This is a genomic window from Parabacteroides johnsonii DSM 18315, assembly GCF_025151045.1.
Classification (GTDB): domain Bacteria; phylum Bacteroidota; class Bacteroidia; order Bacteroidales; family Tannerellaceae; genus Parabacteroides; species Parabacteroides johnsonii.
The window spans coordinates 1,826,982-1,844,261 of sequence record NZ_CP102285.1 but is presented as its reverse complement, the minus strand read 5'-3'; the positions used below and the strand labels follow the sequence as shown (position 1 = coordinate 1,844,261).

Below are 17,280 nucleotides of genomic sequence, written 5' to 3'. Positions count from 1 at the left end.
TTTGAACTGTTACATATATATAGGATAGTTATGATAGACGAGTTATTGAAATTTAATCGTGAATTTGTAAAGAATAAAGGATATGAGCGGTTTATCACCAATAAATATCCTGATAAGAAAATAGCGATTGTGTCTTGTATGGACACACGCCTTACAGAGCTACTGCCGGCAGCTTTGGGCATAAAGAACGGCGATGTCAAGATCATCAAGAATGCGGGGGCGATTATTTCCCATCCTTTCGGAAGTGTGATCCGGAGTCTGCTGGTTGCCATTTATGAATTAGGGGTGAACGAAGTCATGATTATCGGTCATACCGATTGCGGTGCCAAGCATATGGATAGCGAGCAGATGATTGAGGTAATGAAGAAGCGCGGCATCCCTTCGGAACATATCGATATGATGCGTTACTGCGGTATTGATTTCAAATCGTGGTTGCGCGGATTCGACACTCCGGAAGGTTCTGTTCGTGAAACAGTAGCTCAAGTGCAAAAACATCCGTTGATTCCGAAAGATATAACGGTTCGAGGATTTGTAATCGATTCGACTACAGGTGAATTGACTACTGTCGTTTAGGTAAATCGAGATGAAAAGTGTTTAATAAAAACCTAAATATGGTTAAATGATAAATATTAAATATGTTTTACAGCATAAATTCAAATAAAATGTTTATCTTTGCACTGTAAACAAAAAGAAAAAGAAAGTTTAGGTTTAGTTATTATTAATCGTTCTCCAAGCGTGGAGAATTTAAATGAGTAAAATTATGATGATGAGAGAAAACGAAAAAAGTATGCGTACTTTAGCGATGTTGCGTTATCAGGCTGATCGTTATCAGTCAGTAGGAAATGGTTCGATGTGTCAGCGAGTAAATGCTGAGATCCGCAGATTGATGAGCCAAATGAGCGAAAGCTCTAAAAATTGAGTATTAAACAGTAAATAATTTTAGATGTAGTCTCTCCACCGTAGTCTTTTGAAAGACTGGTGAGAGATAAACGAGGAGGCATTCGACGCTTATAAGATAGCGGAGTTTGGCCTTTTTTTATTTTAATGAAGTCTGTCCTATTCCTATCCCGTCCGGCCACACAGAAAAAATCTTTTTTAGGCTTATTTTTACTGATTGTCATTTTGATAATCCAATCAGGGTATTTGCTATCAAATGGAATGTTAAAAAATATTACCCTTGCGGGTAATTTTCAAAATATGCCCTATTAATTCAAATTAGATGGGATAGAGGTGTCATTTTGATAATTTATTTGGATGAGGTTATCTAGGGTTGATCTAAATATTCCTATATTTGCGTGATGTGGAAAACTATAATCTGTAAAACACAATATCGAAATGAGAAAAACGGGATTATTCTTAGCCTCTATTGCGCTAAGTGCGACGTTATGGGCCGAGTCGCCTGAAAAAAAAGGGCTGGATGTCATTAACAAGGCAAATGCCGAGGCCTATATCGGTTTTCTGGCAAGCGATGCTTTGGAAGGACGTGAAGCTGGTTTCCGTGGTGGACGTATTGCCGGTGAATATATTGTATCTAATTTGAAAACGATGGGGATCGAGCCTCTGTTCGAATCTTATTATCAACCTTTCGAGGCCTATAATAAGGAACGGCAAAAGAGAGGCCGCTTCCAGGTTCATCCGGATTCGATCGCGAAGTTGAAACAAGGTGTCCACCAGAAGCTCTCGATGAACAACATCCTGGGTAAGATCGAGGGTAAGAACCCGAACGAATATGTGATTATCGGCGCCCATTACGATCATCTCGGTTTTGACCCGATGCTGGACGGCGACCAGATCTATAACGGGGCTGACGACAATGCTTCGGGGGTTTCAGCTGTCCTGCAGGTTGCCAAGGCGTTTTTAGCGACAGGTGTCCAACCGGAGCGAACCGTTATTTTCGCATTCTGGGATGGTGAAGAGAAAGGCTTGTTAGGCTCCAAATATTTTGTGCAGACATTCCCGGAGATGGATAAGGTGAAAGGGTATCTGAATTATGACATGATTGGCCGTAATAATGACGAGTCTAAGCCGACGCATGTTGTTTATTTCTATACGGAAGCGCATCCTGCGTTTGGCGACTGGTTAAAAAGCGATATCAAGAAATATGGCTTGAATCTGGCTCCTGATTATCGTCCGTGGGATAAGCCGGTAGGAGGGAGCGATAATGCTTCATTCGCCCTCCTGGATATACCGGTCATCTGGTATCATACGGACGGTCATCCTGACTATCATTTGCCAAGCGACCATGTGGAAAAGATCAACTGGAATAAGATTGTCGACATAACGAAAGCCTCTTTTCTGAATATGTGGAATCTGGCGAATGAGAAAGACTATTGACGTGGTCGTTTATACTCTTTTTCAAACTGTCGATTTGGCTTCACCCTTAAAAATTTGCTTTCACCCTGTCTTGCCCTGATTTGGGTTGACTATGCTCCATCTCCGGCCTTTTTCCGATGTAATATATTTAAGTGAAAAAATAAAGGGATGAGTGGACTGTTTATAAATTAAGATACAGACTATTAACTCTTGTCTTATCTCTCTTTCCATTATCGGCCTAAGTCGAACACCTTTTCGACCCTTGTCAAAAGCCTTTTTCACTAAGGGCGAAAAGGTATTCGACTTAGGTCAAAAGCTCTATAGCATTATAGCTTAACGATAGAAGTATGGCCATTGCCACTCTATAATTATTGTATCCGACTTATTTTCAATGGAGGCAATCGTAATCGGTGAGTGCATCTCTGCGATTCTATATAGTTTGATACAATAAAAAGGCTACAGCTCTTTGTTTACTCCTTAGCTTTTCCCATCTGTCAGGAAGCTGTTCTCTGTATTTTACAAAGAAGGTCCGCCTTCCGTTGGGAAAAGCGGACCTTCTGGAAATGTATGGATTGTGAATTATAAATTCCAACCTGTGTTTTGCTTCAAATTCGGATTCAGACCAATTTCGTCAGTCGGGATGGAGAACAAATAGTTTTTCGGTTCGATGAAGTTTGGAACCGGATTTGTTACACGCTTGGTGTAAATATCGAGTGCTCCGTTGACAAAACCTAATTGGGTTTCGAGAGTCTTATACTCTTCTTCCGTATAGGTTGTCGGGTCCTCGTTGCCTGCTGCTTTATCTGGGATGATACCTAATTTGGGTTCGTTCAGGCGCAAACCGCAAGCCCAACGCATTAGGTCTGAATAGCGATAACCTTCAGCCATTAATTCTACACGGCGTTCACGGCGAATTTCACGGATCAGATTGGCATTTGTTCCCTTGATAGTCGGGTATTCCTTAACTAATTTCGGGTCCTGTTCCGGATTGGCAGTCAGATGATGGGTGAATCCTACGCGATCACGCAGCGCATTGATTGTTTTGTCCAGTTCCGGATCTAATCCCAATTCTGCACCGGCCTCGGCACGTATCAATAGGATTTCACCATAGCGGAACAAAGGAGCATCAAGAGTTCCTTGATGATGTACGGTCGAGAATTCAGCCGGATTGAAGAATTTGGCTATTGCATAGCCGGTAGATGAATTGTAAAGTCCTGGCAACAGTGAACTGATACCGGCGCGTTTACCGTTCAATTGGTAGCTGTGCTCTCCGGCTTCCGGCGATGCTACGGTCTGCAACAAACGCGGGTCACGGTTGTTCAGTTCGGCAACGAGTGTCGTATGTTTCGTATGGCCTTCACATCCACAAAGTGTGACGGGCTTTCCTGTCTTTGCACAAAGGTAATCCTCTATAGCATCGCGACTGAATCCGATAGGAGTTTCACCAACACCTATCATACGGGAAACATTGTTCGCACCTCCGAGTGCCGGATCATATTCACGCGAAAGGATTATTTCCGGGTTACTATTGTAATTTTCCTGTATAAACAGTTCGTGATAAGCCTGGCTGGGTTTTGAACCTTGGAAAAGCGAATAACCGTATTCCGGTTTCATCAATTCTCCTGCAGCGTCGTAAGCTGCCTGCAAAAACTCTACATCTCCTTCTATATTATGATAGCGGCGGAAAGTCCCTTCGAACAAACACATACGTGCTTTCAAAGCCAGAGCGGCGTCTTTGCTGACACGACTGACACCTGTAGTGGCTTTTGTCGGCAACCATGCGATCGCCTGGTTGATATCCTTCAATACATTAGCCATTACTACCGTACGTGAGTCGCGTCCTTTATACAAATCTTCATCACCAGGGATCAAAATATGGTCATACCAAGGAACATCCCCGAAACGGCGTACCTTGTTGAAGTAATCCATGCATTTGAAGAACAGAACTTCTCCTGCATAATGTTGCTTGATGCTTTCAGCGACCGGTGCAAGTTCGTAGTATTCAAGGTATGCATTGCAGGCACGGATTATTTCCCATTTCCACTGGTCATCTTTTGTGGAAATGGGATGTTGACTAAATGCTACGGTATTAGGACTCCACGGCAGAATATTGTCTGATTGGAAATCTCCTTCCAGCATTCCGAAACTGTATCCATTGAAAGCTCCATGTCCGCTAAGCAAGTCGGGATAGAAATTGTTGCAGTAGGATTGCAGCGTTTCTTCGGTGGCGTTTGCGAAAGTTTCTTCCGTACTGACGAATTCGACAGGATCTTTATCCAGTACGTCACAACTTTGTGCTGCGAAGAACAGCAAGCCACACAGTGATATAATTGACTTTTTCATGTTCTTTGTTTTCTTTTAAAATGTTACATTAATACCGAATGAATAGGAACGGGTAAACGGATAAACACGTCCACCGGCATCTGCTGCCAAATCTCCGACTGTTTTATTATCAGCAGTTGAAGTGCGGCGACTTCCGACTACGTCAGGATCCAGATATTTATACAATCCGGTTGCTTCCCAAAGGTTCTGACCGCTGACATATACTTTCAATTGCTGTATGCCGATGCGGCTGGTCAGTGTTTTCGGAATAGTATAGCTCAGAGTCACATCTTTCAGACGAATGAAGGCTCCGTTCTGGATATATTTGGATTGTACCTGCTTACTTCTCTTATCGAATAGGGGGACAGGATAATAAGCGTTCGTGTTGGTTGCTGACCAAGAATTGTCGACATGGTAATCATTCAGGCAAGATGACCACATACCGTCGTATCCCCAGAAAATAGGGCTGTCTAACCATATGTCACGTTTCATGGTTCCTTGGAAGAACAGACGAAGATCGAAACCTTTCCATGATCCGCCGAGGTTGATATTGAAGTTGTAACGTGGAGTGTTGTTTCCGATGATTTTTCGGTCTCCGGAATCACCTACACGGTTATTGCCTTGATTGATTTTACCATTACCGTCCAGATCGGCATATTTAATATCTCCAGGAATCCAAGTCGTAGAGATGAAAGACTGACGATCTGCCATTTCTGCGGCTTCGGTTTTATCTTGGATAAAGCCTTCCGTTTCGTATCCCCAGATTTCACCGATCTTCATACCTTCGTAATAAGTCTCATTCAAACTTTTTGTCGGATTGTCATATCGAGTGATTTCAGATGTGTTATCAGAAATACCGATACCGACGGAGTAACTTAGCGGGCTTCCGGCAACATTCTTGATCTCATCATTCCAAGTGAAAGATAATTCCATACCTTTTGTACGCATGTCAGCCAAATTTTCTTTGCCTCCGGTTGTCCCTAATACAGCTGGATATGTACGACGTACTACCATGTCTTTCGTGTCTCGGATGTAATAATCGAACGATCCTGTCAGACGTCCGTTCAACATGGTCCAGTCTAAACCGACATTAGTCGTATAAACTTTTTCCCAGGTGATATTCGAACTTGCTAATGTCGGAGCTGTTAAAGCGCCTGCCATTTGCCCGTTAATCAAATAGCTTAATGTTTTACTGTTCAGGTAACTTAGATATTGGAAGTTCCCGTCAGTTACCTGGTTTCCCAATCCACCATAAGAAGCTCTTAACTTCAAATTGTCGAAAATATTACGTGCCGGTTCGAAGAACGGTTCTTCGGAGATACGCCAACCTGCCGATACGGAAGGAAAGAATCCCCAGCGGTCACCGCTTGCATATTTGGACGAACCGTCATAGCGACCGTTTACTTCAAGCAAGTAACGCTGCATATAGTCGTAGTTCAAACGGAAGAACGCACCTTGTACTGCCCAGATTGTTCCAGTAAAATTCGGCAGATTATGCGTATTGGCAAGGTCGATAATAGGTTTGTCGTTGTTGAACAAACTCTGTGTAGTTACGGACAGGTTATTTGTTTTTTTACTCTCCTGATTGTAACCGACCATTATACCGAGGTTATGTACATCGTTGAACGATTTTTTATAATCGGCATATATGTTGAGTGCTTGATAAGTCGTGTTGTATCTGGCTTCTGTTAATTTGTTCGGACTTCCGGCGACTGAACTCTGACTTCCGTCAGGATTGGTTTGGTAAAGTGTCTTGACATTGTTTGTCTGGTTTTCATAGTATTTATTACCGGTATAGTCACCTTTTATGGATAATCCGGCGATCGGGGTCAGATTGAACGCAGCTGTATACCATATGTCGTCTGAGTTCATTTTGTCTCGTCCGGCAAGAGCCATACGGCCAACATAGTTGTAGTTGAATCCGCTACCTCCAATACCGGCCCAGTCTCCATTGGCCGTGTACATCGGAACCCAAGGGAATGAACGATAGACTTCATAGTGTGCTGATTCACCCATATAGTCTTTAACGTCCGGAGTATTGGATGTGTTACGGTTATATTTTGTACGGAAAGTCAATTCCAACCATTTGGTAACTTGGGTCGAATAGTTAAACGTCATGTTGATACGTCTGTATTCGTCTGTCCCATGACGTAAAAGACCGTCTTGTCCTTTGTAACCGATAGAACCGTAATAAGTACTTTTGTCTGAACCTCCACTGATGCTGGCATTATGCTGTTGCATAAATGAGGGTTGGTACATTTCTTCGAACCAGTCAGTGTTACCAGCATAGGCCCATTCGCCGACTGCTGTGATTTGACTATCTGTTGCCGGGAAAGAAGATGGACCTGTACCGGCAATATAAGCGTCAACGGCGTCGATTAATTCTTGAGACCATAGTTTGCTGTTTGAATTGGTTCCTGCTACGTTCATGGCCGCAATCCATTTGTCGGAAGAAATGCCGTCCGGTAGACGGGAAGCCTTTGACCAAGACAGGTTATTGTTGTAGTTTACTTGGACTTTCTGCTCTTTCTTTCCTTTTTTGGTTGTGATCAACACTACACCGAATGCAGCACGTGCTCCATAAATAGAAGCTGAAGCGGCATCTTTCAATACGGATACGCTTTCGATATCCTGTGGGTTCAATAAAGATAGATCTTCTGTTTCCACACCGTCAACCAATAATAAGGCAGAACCACCGTTCAGAGACGTTGTACCACGAATGTTAAATGTTGTACTTGCCGTCGGGTCACCACTGGCAAAGTCGATGTTCAAGTTCGGTACAACACCTTGCAAACCTTGTGCAATGTTACCGATCGGGCGGTCTTCCAAAACGTCACCGTCTGCAATCCCTACGGCACCGGTCAGGTTTACCTTCTTTTGTACGCCGTAACCTACGACTACGACTTCTTCCAGTTTCTGGGTGTCTTCCGCTAATTTGATTTGAAGGGTGGATTGTCCTGTATATGGGATTTCCTGAGTAGTGTAACCAATGAAAGAGATCTGGATAATATCTCCATTTTTTACACCTTCCAATGTGAAATTACCATCCATGTCGGTGATGTTTCCATTGGTTGTTCCTTTCACTACGACTGATGCTCCGGCAACAGGGCCCAGATCATCTTCCACAGTACCTGTGACTTTTCCACTCTGCTGGGAAATGTTCATGCTTTGCTTGGAGGGCATTGTTTCTGCAAATATACTTGCAGGGAAACAAGTGGCACCTGCCAGCAAGATTAAGCTGATAGGTTTAAAATTTTTCAACATAATTTGTGTCTTATATTTAATTGAAAGAATGCTCTTTTAATTAAAATGATGGCGCTTGTTATCGCTTTTCTACATCATGTATACAAAATGTTAGAGTTTTTTAGCTTTTGCGTATAGTGTTTATCTGTGTTTGTAATTAGTTCTAAAAGAACTCTGCACATTTCATATCGGTGTCAAAGATATGAAAATTTTCTGTTGCACTGTTATTTTTCTAAAAAAAATACGTAGAAGTCTCTTTTTTAACATTTTGTTCTTTTTAGCATATGCAGATATTTTACTGTTTATCAATATGATATGTATATATAAAAATATATGGTTTCATAAAAATAGATTAATAAAAAATGTAGTCGGAACTTCTGCTAACTTGTTAACAGAAGTAATTTAAAGCGATTTGTGTATTTTAAGTAATTATTACATAATATCTTTACATTTATATCAAGTGATTAAAAACCAATATGTTACTAAATTTAGTCAAAAATATATCAAAGCTAAAATACCTGAGTTCTTTTAGAACTAATATCATTTTAAACACTAAAACGCAAAGACGTGTAGAACCTGCCTGTTTCATCGAATAAGAAGTTATTATGAAAATCAAAATAATTCTTTCAATTTAATAAAACACAAATTATGTTCAAAAGAATCAGACCTATCAGCTTAATCTTGTTGGCTGGAGCGTTTTCTTTCCCTAAAAGCGCTTGGGCCGAACCGACTATAGTCGGGGAAAGCCTGAACATTTCCCAGCAGAGTGGAAAATGTTCAGGTATTGTAGAAGATGATTTCGGACCTGTTGCCGGAGCGTCTGTGATTGTAAAAGGGACCACCAACGGCATCATGACGGATATGGATGGTAATTTTACTTTGGAAGGGGTAAAGAAAGGGGATATCATCGTGATTTCTTTCATTGGTTACACAACTCAGGAAATCCCATATACCGGACAATCATCTCTTCAAGTCAAATTAGTAGAAGATACACAGAAATTGGACGAAGTTGTTGTTGTTGGTTTCGGTACTCAGAAAAAAGTAAACTTGACTGGTTCTGTCGGAACAGTCAATTCAGAAGCGTTGGAATCCCGTCCTGTTATGAGTGCCACACAGGCTTTGCAGGGTATGGTTCCTGGTTTACAGATTTCTTCGTCTAGTGGTAGTTTGGAGAAAACGGCAGATATCCAGGTCCGTGGTACGGCTACTATCGGTGAAGGGTCCAGTGGCAGTCCGTTAGTTTTGATCGATGGTATGGAAGGTGATATCAACTCTATCAACCCGCAGGATATTGAGAATATTTCTGTTTTGAAGGATGCTGCCGCTTCTTCCATTTACGGGTCCCGTGCTCCTTTCGGTGTAATTCTTATTACCACAAAAAGCGGTAGAACAGGGAAACCGGTTGTAAACTACAACAATAGCTTTCGATGGAATGATCCTGTAAAGACTCCTAACCAGATGGATTCATATACCTTCGCTACTTTCTATAACGATGCAGCGGTTAATGCTGGCCAGACTCCACACTTTACTACTGAGCATTTAGAGCGTATCAAAGCTTATCAGAACGGAACACTGAAAGATCCGATTATTGCAAACGGCCAGTATTGGGCGGATGGTTATGCTGCCGGTAATGCGAATACGGATTGGTATGATGCTTTGTACCGGAATTGGGCTTTCTCGCAAGAACATAACTTGAGTGTAAACGGCGGAACGGAAAAGATCAGTTATTATCTGTCTATGAATTATCTGGATCAGAACGGCTTGATGGAATTCAACCAAGATCAGTACAACCGTTATACGACAACGGCTAAAATTAATGTGACTTTGACAGATTGGGCTAAGTTCAATTACAGCAATCGTTTCACCCGTGAAGATTATGGGCGTCCTGCTGATTTGACAGATGATTTGTACTACAATTTGGCTCGTCAGGGATGGCCGACTTTGCCTCTTTATGATAACAATGGTTATCTATATTCTTCTCCTTCTCCTGCATTGGGGCTGCGTGATGGCGGTCGTGATAGAACACAGACGGACAATCTGTATCAACAGGCTTCGTTAATCCTTGAACCGATCAAGAATTGGGTTACGCATGTGGACTTTAACTACCGTATCAAATCGGCCAATCGTCATTGGGATAAGCAGCTGACTTATAATCATGATGTGGATGGTAACCCCTATGTTTATAATCAGAGTTCCAATGTACATGAAGATTATCTGAAAGAAAATTATATGAATATCAATGCTTATACAGAGTATTCACATAGTTTGGAATCAGGTCATAATTTCAAAGCGATGGTTGGTTTCCAGGCAGAACGCTTGAGCCAGACTAAATTTGGTTTGCAGCGAAATGGCATTATCGTGCCGGGATTGCCGGAAGTTGATATTACAACCGGACTGGACTATCAAGGTAACCCGGTGACTCCTTCTACGAACGGTTCACGTGCACGTTGGAGCACAGCCGGTTTCTTCGGTCGTTTGAACTATGATTATGAAGGTAAATATCTGGCGGAAGTGAATCTGCGTTATGACGGTACTTCCCGTTTCCGTGAAGATCAGCGTTGGAACTGGTTCCCCTCTTTCTCGGTAGGTTGGAATGTGGCTCGTGAGGAATTTTGGAGCGATTGGGCCGAATATGTCGGAACGTTTAAACTTCGTGGTTCGTATGGTGAACTGGGTAACCAAAATACAACGGAATGGTATCCGACTTACCAGTCTTTGTCTGTAAAGGCGAGCGACGGTAAATGGTTGCAGGGAGGTATTCGTCCGAATGCTGCTTATGTGCCGGCATTGATCAGCTCTACTTTAGGCTGGGAACGTGTTCGTAACTGGAATGTCGGTTTGGACTTTGGTGCTTTGAACAACCGTTTGACCGGATCGTTCGATTACTATCAACGTAAGACACTGGATATGGTTGGGCCGGCCCCTGAGCTTCCCGCTATCTTGGGGCTGGATGTTCCGAAAACGAACAATACTGACTTGAGAACTTACGGTTTTGATTTGAATATCAGTTGGCAAGACCGCTTGAAAAATGGATTGGGGTATGGTGTGACATTTATCCTTTCCGATGCACAGACTGAAATTACCCGCTACCCGAACCCAACCGGTACGTTTGAGAAATACAATGCCGGACGCAAGATGGGGGAAATCTGGGGATATGAAACAATCGGTATTGCTAAATCGCAAAGCGAAATGGACGAACATTTGGCTTCATTGCCTAATGGTGGACAGGATGCACTGGGTACGAACTGGGCAGCTGGTGATATCATGTATGCGGATCTGAATGGCGACGGTAAGATCGATAATGGTGGTAATAAGTTGGATGATCATGGCGACTTGAAGGTGATCGGTAACGACACTCCTCGTTTCCAGTTTGGTCTGGATTTGAATGCCGACTGGAAAGGTTTTGATTTCCGTGCTTTCTTCCAAGGTGTGATGAAGCGTGATTATTGGCAGGGCAGCTCTTATTTCTGGGGTATCGGCAACAGTGGTATCTGGCATTCTACAGGTTTCGTAGAACATGCGGACTATTTCCGTGCTGAAGCTTCCAATGATCTGTCCGCCAACCTGAATGCTTATTATCCGCGCCCTATCTTTGATGAAAATAAGAACAATCAAAAGCAGACTCGTTATTTGCAAAATGCTGCTTATATCCGTCTGAAAAACGTTCAGCTGGGTTATACATTGCCTTCTACATTGACAAACCGTTTTTATGTAAATAAGTTGCGTGTATTCGTTTCAGGTGAAAACTTGTGGACAGGTACTTCGCTGGCCAATATGTTCGACCCGGAAACTGTTAGCGGTGGTAATGATCACAATGGTAATGCTTATCCACTGTCAAAGACGATATCGTTCGGTATTAGTGTAACTTTATAATAACAGGAAACAATGAAACAAATCAATATATTTAAACATGTTGCAGGAGTAGCCCTGCTGGGACTGTTGTGTTCCTGCAACGACTTTTTGGATGAAACTCCCAAGTCGACTATTTCTCCGGAAAACTATTTGACTGAAGAATCGCAGTTGGCTTCTTATGCCAACGGTTTGTATGCCGATATTTTGCCTTCGCACGGCAACTGGAGCTACGGAACGTTCGGTACCGACCAGCATACCGATAACCAGGCTTATATGAATTATGACAATAAGTATATTCCGGGACAGTGGAAGACGATACAGTCACAGAAGGCTGACGACGATCCATATCGTTTCAAATTTATTTATAGCTGTAACTATTTCCTCGAAAATGTGATGCCGCGTTATACAGCTAAGCAGATCAGTGGTTCGGATGCGAATATCCGCCATTATATCGGAGAAATGTATTTCTTGCGTGCTTATGAGTATTTCAAACGCTATCAGATGTTCGGTGATTTCCCTATCGTGCGGAATACATTGCCCGATCAAATGGATCCGCTGGTAGAAGCTAGCAAACGCTCGCCGCGTAACGAAGTGGCCCGTTTCATTATTTCCGACTTGGATTCGGCTATCGTGCTGATGGAGTCTAATCCAGATAAGGCGAAGACGCGTATTAATAAGGAATCTGCTTTACTGTTGAAGTCTCGTGTTGCCCTGTTTGAAGGCACCTGGTTGAAGTATTTCAAAAATACAGCATTCGTTCCGAATGGTCCGGGATGGCCGGGAAAAGAAAAAGATTACAATGCCAATTACCAGTACCCGACTGGCGATATCGACAGCGAAATCAATTATTTCCTTACACTGGCAATGGAGACTTCTCAGGAAGTGGCCGATGCTGCTGTCTTGGTTGAAAATACGGGATTGGTACAACAGGCTGCCACGGAACCTGCTAACCCATATATGGATATGTTCTCGGCTGTGGATATGTCGTCCTATAGCGAAGTGCTGTTGTGGCGCCCGTATAGTAAAGGTCTCGGCCAGATACATTGTGTCGTTGTAGGAGCGCAATTCGGCGATTATGGTGTTGGTGTGACTCGTGGTATGGTCGACGGTTTCTTGATGGCAAACGGTCTGCCGATTTATGCGGCCGGAAGTGGTTATCTGGGTGATGAAACGATTGCGGATGTCCGCAAGGATCGTGACTCCCGTCTGACGATCTTCTTGAAGGAGCCGGGACAGAAAAATATTTTGATTGAGGCTGTTGAAGGTGATCATGCTGTTCCGGTAGAACCTATCCCTAATATTCTGACAGGTGATGCTGCTAAAGGTTATGCGACCGGTTATGCGTTGCGTAAGGGTGGTAGTTTTGATCAGGCACAGTGCGTAAACGGTGAAAACTATACAGGTTCTATTACTTTCCGTGCATCAGAAGCCTTATTAAACTATATGGAAGCATGTTATGAAAAGAATGGAAATCTGGATGCCAAAGCACAGGGCTATTGGAGAGCTTTGCGCGAACGTGCTCATGTCGATACGGATTATAATAAGACAATCGCTGCTACTGTTATGAGCGAAGAGGCCAAGAATGACTGGGGCGCTTATTCCGCTGGGCAACTGGTTGATCCGACCTTGTATAACATCCGTCGTGAACGTCGTTGCGAATTGATGGCCGAAGCGTTGCGTTATATGGATTTGTGCCGTTGGAGATCAATGGACCAGATGATCGCAACTCCGTACCATATTGAAGGTATCAAGATCTGGGGTGAAATGCAGAACTGGTATAAGGATGAGACTACCGGTGAAAGCCTTTTGGTTTACGGTATGGATAATCCGAAAGCGAATGTTTCGGCTCCGAGTCTCAGCAAATACTATCGTCCGTATGAAAAGTTGTCCAATTCGATTGCAAAAGATGGCTACAGATGGGCTATGGCTCACTACTTGAAGCCGATTAATATCCAGCATTTGGACATAACTTCCGGTAGCGGAGATGTTTCATCTTCTCCGATTTATCAGAATCCGTATTGGCCTACTGCTGCCAACCAGGGTGCTCTGCAATAAATATTTGTTAATAATTATAAGTCTTTAAGGGCTGCCGACTGTCTCTGTGGGAGAGATGGTTGGCGGCTTTTTTATTTTTTGTTCCCAAATCGAAAAAAAAGTTTTTTGTCTTTTCCCATTTGTCTTTTCTTCTCGTTTCTCTGTCCTTGTGAAACAATTTGTCAATATGTTTCCGGAATACTTTTTCAGCATGATCTTCTTTTATCCGAAAAGTTAAATACAAAACAACTTCTCTTTTTTTGTGTTACATATATCAAAAAAGACGTTGGTTTCAGCCAAGACATGTATCATAAATTAAATAAAAAACATTAGTTATGTTGAAAAGAATTAAGCCTGTCAGCATGGTTTTGCTTGTGAGCACGTTATGTTTCTCCGGGAATATATACGCGGCTTCAAGTGCAGGTAATCCGGACACTGACATTTTGGGGCAAAATACAAAAGTAACGGGAGTTGTCGAAGATGCTTTAGGCCCAGTTGCCGGTGCATCCGTCGTTATCAAAGGAACCACCAACGGGACAATGACCGATATGGATGGTAACTTCACGCTGGATGGTGTGAAAAAGGGGGATATTATCCAAATATCCTTTATCGGTTATGCCACACAGGAGATCCCTTATACAGGACAAGCCTCTTTGTCCGTACATCTTGAAGAAGACACGCAGAAATTGGATGAAGTAGTCGTGACGGCTTTGGGTATGAAACGTGATAAAAAAGCATTAGGTTACGCCATGCAGGAATTGAAGGGAGACGAGTTGTTGTCTTCCCGCGAACCGAATCTGGCCAATTCGTTGTCCGGTAAAGTCTCCGGTTTGCAAATTGTCCGTTCCAGTAACGGAGTGGGAGGTTCTTCGAAGATCGTGCTCCGTGGTAACAGTTCGCTGACCGGCAGCAATCAGCCATTGATCGTGGTGGACGGTACGCCGATGGATAACTTCACTGGCGGTGTGGATGATGTCTGGGGTAACTCCGGAGCCGATATGGGTAACGGTCTCTCAGATATCAATCCTGAAGACATCGAATCGATGACGGTCCTGAAAGGAGCCTCGGCTGCTGCTCTTTACGGTTCGAGGGCTGGTAATGGCGTGATCCTGATCACGACCAAATCGGGACGGAAAAACGAAGGGCTGGGGATTACGGTGAATGCCGGTATTACGGCTGAATCCATTTTCCTGAAACCGGATATGCAAAACAGTTTCGGACAAGGATCGGTCGGAGTCTATGATAACCAGTCTCGCTTGAGCTGGGGACCGAAAGCGGAAGGGCAGATGGTGACGGACTGGCTCGGACGCCAGGTGCCTCTCCGGACATATGATAATATCGATGCCTTCTTCCACACAGGAACCTCTTTTAACGAAGGCGTCAGTTTCCAGCAGAATATTAACGGAACTTCCGTCTTTGCTTCTATCAACCGTTCGGATGATGCCGGTATCACACCGGAAGCGAAGCTGAATAAGACGAACATCACGTTGCGTGCCACCACGTTCCTTGACAAGGAGGAAAAATGGAAAGTGGATGCCAAGGTGAACTATATCAATATGAATGCCCATAACCGTCCGATCCAGGGTGTGAACCCGTCAAATGCGTTCAATACGATATACGGTCTGCCTCGTTCCTTGAATGTCAAGGAATTTAAGAACAGTGTGGATGAAGAAGGCAATATGATCTGGTGGGACGCATCCAAGAACCCGCAGGAAAACCCTTACTGGGTAACCAAATATCGCCAGAACAACGATACTCGTAACCGTCTTTTGGGGAATGTATCGTTGAAATATGCGCCGACCGATTGGTTTGATATCGAACTGCGTGGCGGTACCGATTATTATACGACAACCAAAAACGAGAAAGTGTATGCCGGCGGTAACACTTCTCCACGCGGCCTGTATAATGAAGGTTCCGAAACATTCTACGAGAATAACTACAGTTTCCTGGCTACTGCACGCAAAGATAATTTGCTGGATCGCTTGGGCGGTTTTGTGACGTTCGGCGGCAACTTGATGATGCAGCAAAGAAGTAAAATGAACGCTTCGGCCGGTGAATTGCTGGTTCCGAACCTGTTCTCCTTGAACAACGGCATTAATAAGCCGACCGTAACTTCCGAGTTGATCCGTCGGAAGATGAACTCTCTTTATGGTTCGTTGCAATTGAATTGGGACGGCTATCTGTTCTTGGACGTGACAGCTCGTAACGACTGGTCGTCTACGATGTCTAAAGCTAACCGCTCTTATTTTTATCCTTCGGTCAGCCTCTCCGGTGTGATTTCGGATATGTTGCCTAAGATCGGCGGAAGCATGCCGGAATGGTTCACTTTTGCAAAGGTGAGGGCTTCTTATGCGGAAGTGGGGAATGACCTCGACCCCTATCAACTGTACAACAATTACACGGTGGGAAAAGACGAAAACGGGAACACGACGGCTGCTCCCGGCCAAATCTTGTTTGATTCGAGCGTGCGGAGCGAGTTGATCAAATCTTGGGAAGCTGGTTTCGACGTGCGTTTCATCCAAAACCGTTTAGGTTTGGATTTCGCCTGGTATAAGACAAATGCTACTCGCCAGCTACTGAATCTGCCGCTTGATCCGTTTGCCGGGTATAGTTCCCGTAAGGTGAACGCCGGTAATATCCAGAACGAAGGTTTGGAAATCTCATTGAACGGTGCTATCTTCCAGAGCCATGATCCGCAAGGATTCAACTGGAATGCTACAGCTCAGTTTTCCCTGAACCGCAATAAGATCATCGACCTTTATCCGGGAGTGACGCTTTATGACATCAAGACATTGGATGCGATTCAGATCGTGGCGGCACAAGGCAGTTATTATGGTGATATTTACGGACAGACCTTTCTGCGTGTGACAGACAAGGACAGTCCGGATTATGGAAAAGTAATCGTCGGTGAAGACGGTCTGCCGCTGATTTCGACTGAAAAGAGTAAAGTGGGTAACCAAAGTCCGGACTGGATGCTGGGTTTGACGAATAGTTTCTCTTACAAAGGTTTTAACCTGAGCTTTCTGGTCGACTTCCGTATCGGTGGTGATATCTATTCGGCAACAGCTTCCAACCTATTTGTTCGTGGTAATGCGGCCGGAACGGTTGTGAACGGTGAACGTCAGGATTTTGTTGTGCCTAACACGGTTGTTCAGAAAGATGGGGGATATGTGGAAAATAATGTCCCGGTCACTCACCAAAACTATTGGGAACGGATCGGATCGACTGGTAATTACGGTTTGCCGGAAGTCTTCACCTATGATGCGACCAATATTCGTCTGCGTAACATTACTTTAGGATATACGTTCAACAGAGCGATGCTGAAAAAGACGCCGTTCCAGCGTTTGAACCTGTCTGCTACTTGTAATAATGTATGGATGATCCATTACAATTTGCCGGGTATCGACCCTGAATCCGTTTCGGCAACCAACACGAATGCGACCGGTTTCGAAAACGGGGCTGCTCCGACGAGTCGTTCGTTCACGTTTAACGTGACGGTCGGATTCTAAAAAATTA

The 17,280-nt window shown here is 43.7% G+C and carries 8 protein-coding genes; 6 read left to right on the top strand and 2 right to left on the bottom strand.

The genetic code is table 11. From position 1 onward, the window contains the following. Positions 1 to 30: 30 nt before the first annotated feature. The 3 genes from NQ564_RS07590 (at position 31) to NQ564_RS07580 (ending at position 2,334) form a co-directional block, all read left to right on the top strand. Positions 31 to 573, top strand: a complete 543-nt coding sequence (locus tag NQ564_RS07590; RefSeq protein WP_008149199.1) for a beta-class carbonic anhydrase — start codon at positions 31 to 33, stop codon at positions 571 to 573. A gap of 187 nt (positions 574 to 760) precedes the next feature. Beyond that, complete coding sequence (locus NQ564_RS07585) at positions 761 to 919, top strand: hypothetical protein (protein ID WP_008157311.1); 159 nt, start codon at positions 761 to 763, stop codon at positions 917 to 919. A gap of 416 nt (positions 920 to 1,335) precedes the next feature. Next, a complete protein-coding gene (locus NQ564_RS07580) occupies positions 1,336 to 2,334 on the top strand; it encodes a M28 family metallopeptidase (protein ID WP_008149201.1) in 999 nt (332 codons plus the stop codon). 558 nt (positions 2,335 to 2,892) lie between these two features. Here the strand turns inward: NQ564_RS07580 and NQ564_RS07575 are convergent. Then, positions 2,893 to 4,656, bottom strand: coding sequence for a RagB/SusD family nutrient uptake outer membrane protein (locus NQ564_RS07575; protein ID WP_008149203.1), 1,764 nt, complete (start codon positions 4,654 to 4,656; stop codon positions 2,893 to 2,895). Between the two features lie 15 nt (positions 4,657 to 4,671). Further along, a complete protein-coding gene (locus NQ564_RS07570; protein WP_008149205.1) occupies positions 4,672 to 7,899 on the bottom strand; it encodes a SusC/RagA family TonB-linked outer membrane protein in 3,228 nt (1,075 codons plus the stop codon). Between the two features lie 627 nt (positions 7,900 to 8,526). Here NQ564_RS07570 and NQ564_RS07565 point away from each other — a divergent pair. The 3 genes from NQ564_RS07565 to NQ564_RS07555 all read left to right on the top strand — a co-directional run bounded on the left by NQ564_RS07565 (position 8,527) and on the right by NQ564_RS07555 (position 17,273). After that, positions 8,527 to 11,751 (top strand): SusC/RagA family TonB-linked outer membrane protein, encoded by a 3,225-nt coding sequence (locus NQ564_RS07565; RefSeq protein WP_008149209.1) that lies wholly within the window; start codon positions 8,527 to 8,529, stop codon positions 11,749 to 11,751. A 12-nt stretch (positions 11,752 to 11,763) separates the two neighbouring features. Next, the gene (locus NQ564_RS07560) at positions 11,764 to 13,785 is read left to right on the top strand and encodes a RagB/SusD family nutrient uptake outer membrane protein (protein WP_008149210.1); all 2,022 of its coding nucleotides are present in this window, start codon (positions 11,764 to 11,766) and stop codon (positions 13,783 to 13,785) included. A gap of 314 nt (positions 13,786 to 14,099) precedes the next feature. Beyond that, positions 14,100 to 17,273, top strand: coding sequence for a SusC/RagA family TonB-linked outer membrane protein (locus NQ564_RS07555; RefSeq protein ID WP_008149213.1), 3,174 nt, complete (start codon positions 14,100 to 14,102; stop codon positions 17,271 to 17,273). Positions 17,274 to 17,280: the final 7 nt, after the last annotated feature.

Bases quoted from the DNA above. Each gene is read 5' to 3' on its own strand.
- NQ564_RS07590 (WP_008149199.1), top strand. From the start codon at position 31: ATGATAGACGAGTTATTGAAATTTAATCGTGAATTTGTAAAGAATAAA.
- NQ564_RS07580 (WP_008149201.1), top strand. From the start codon at position 1,336: ATGAGAAAAACGGGATTATTCTTAGCCTCTATTGCGCTAAGTGCGACG.
- NQ564_RS07575 (WP_008149203.1), bottom strand. From the start codon at position 4,656: ATGAAAAAGTCAATTATATCACTGTGTGGCTTGCTGTTCTTCGCAGCA.
- NQ564_RS07560 (WP_008149210.1), top strand. From the start codon at position 11,764: ATGAAACAAATCAATATATTTAAACATGTTGCAGGAGTAGCCCTGCTG.
- NQ564_RS07585 (WP_008157311.1), top strand. From the start codon at position 761: ATGATGATGAGAGAAAACGAAAAAAGTATGCGTACTTTAGCGATGTTG.
- NQ564_RS07555 (WP_008149213.1), top strand. From the start codon at position 14,100: ATGTTGAAAAGAATTAAGCCTGTCAGCATGGTTTTGCTTGTGAGCACG.
- NQ564_RS07565 (WP_008149209.1), top strand. From the start codon at position 8,527: ATGTTCAAAAGAATCAGACCTATCAGCTTAATCTTGTTGGCTGGAGCG.
- NQ564_RS07570 (WP_008149205.1), bottom strand. From the start codon at position 7,899: ATGTTGAAAAATTTTAAACCTATCAGCTTAATCTTGCTGGCAGGTGCC.